Source organism: Camelimonas sp. ID_303_24 (assembly GCF_053543495.1).
Genome location: NZ_JBLLJM010000060.1, coordinates 1 through 1,515, shown reverse-complemented (window position 1 = coordinate 1,515; position 1,515 = coordinate 1). Strand labels below are relative to the sequence as shown.

Sequence of the window (1,515 nt, the reverse complement as noted above, 5' to 3'; positions counted from 1 at the left end):
TGTCCGACATCAGCGCCCATGAGACAGACCTGGCTTAGTTGAGAAGAGAGGATTTTCGGCTCATCGTAGCTCTATCAAAGGAAGCGAAGATGAGACAGAAATCCGGGCCGCAGACATCGACGGCCGAGAAGACGATCAAGGACATCCGCCGCGCCACGCGCAAGCATCATTCGACCGAGGACAAAATTCGTATTGTGCTGGAAGGTCTGCGTGGTGAGGACAGCATTGCCGCGATCTGCCGCCGCGAGGGGATCGCCGAGAGCCTGTATTATAGCTGGTCGAAGGAATTCCTCGAAGCGGGCAAGAAGCGGCTTGCCGGCGACACTGCCCGTTCGGCAACGAGTGACGAAGTGAAGGCGCTGCGTAAGGAGAGCCGTGACCTGAAGGAGGCGCTGGCCGACCTCACCCTGGAGAACCGCCTGCTTAAAAAAAGCATGATCGGGCATGGGGGCGACGACGAATGAGATATCCCGCCACTGAAAAGCTTGAGATCATCCGGATTGTCGAGCAGTCGCATTTGCCAGTCAGGCAGACCCTCGACAAGCTCGGCATTCCACGGCCGACCTTTTATCGCTGGTATGATCGTTTCATGACCCATGGCGTCGAGGGTTTGGAAGACCGAACGTCCGCGCCGTCACGGGTCTGGAACCGCATTCCCGACGATATCAGGGATCGCATCATCACCATGGCGCTGGATCACGCCGATCTGTCGCCGCGCGAGCTGGCCGTGAAGTTCACCGACACAGAAAGCTATTTTGTCTCAGAGGCTTCGGTCTATCGCCTGCTCAAGGCGCATGACCTGATTACGTCGCCAGCCTATATCGTCATCAAGGCTAACGACGAATTCAAGGACAAGACCACGCGGCCGAACGAGATGTGGCAAACCGACTTCACTTACCTGAAGGTCATCGGCTGGGGGTGGTTCTATCTGTCGACCATTCTCGATGACTTCTCGCGATACATCATCGCCTGGAAGCTGTGCACCAGCATGAAGGTAGACGATGTCACCGCCACGCTCGACTTGGCGCTGGCCGCCTCAGGCTGCGACAAGGTCAAGGTGGAGCACCGGCCGCGCCTGCTGTCCGACAACGGCCCGTGTTACGTCGCCTCCGATCTCGGTGAATGGCTGGAGAGATTCAACATTGGCCAGGTCCACGGCGCTCCGGGTCATCCGCAGACGCAGGGCAAGATAGAACGCTGGCATCAGACGTTGAAGAACCGCATCCTGCTGGAAAACTACTTCTTCAAAGAAGACCTCGAAGCCCAGATCGCGGCCTTCGTGGAGCATTACAATCACCGGCGATACCACGAGAGCCTCGACAATCTCACCCCGGCCGACGTCTACTTCGGGCGCGGCCAGACCATCCTGCTCGAACGCGAAAGGATCAAACGAGAAACCATCAGACAGCGCCGCTTGAACCACCAAGCCAAAGCGGCTTAAATCAACCCGCAAACCGAGCCGGAAACTCCATTCTTCCAGAGCCCCAAAAGTCTCAAATTATTCGACGACGGACA

The 1,515-nt window shown here is 57.4% G+C and carries 1 protein-coding gene; it reads left to right on the top strand.

What is annotated here, in order from left to right:
* Positions 1-89: 89 nt before the first annotated feature.
* Positions 90-1,441 (top strand): IS3 family transposase gene (locus ACERNI_RS17960; protein WP_448834594.1). Its coding sequence is split into 2 segments (ribosomal slippage): positions 90-426 and positions 426-1,441, totalling 1,353 coding nucleotides; the frame shifts between segments, so codons are not numbered across the junction.
* The last annotated feature ends 74 nt before the right edge of the window (positions 1,442-1,515 follow it).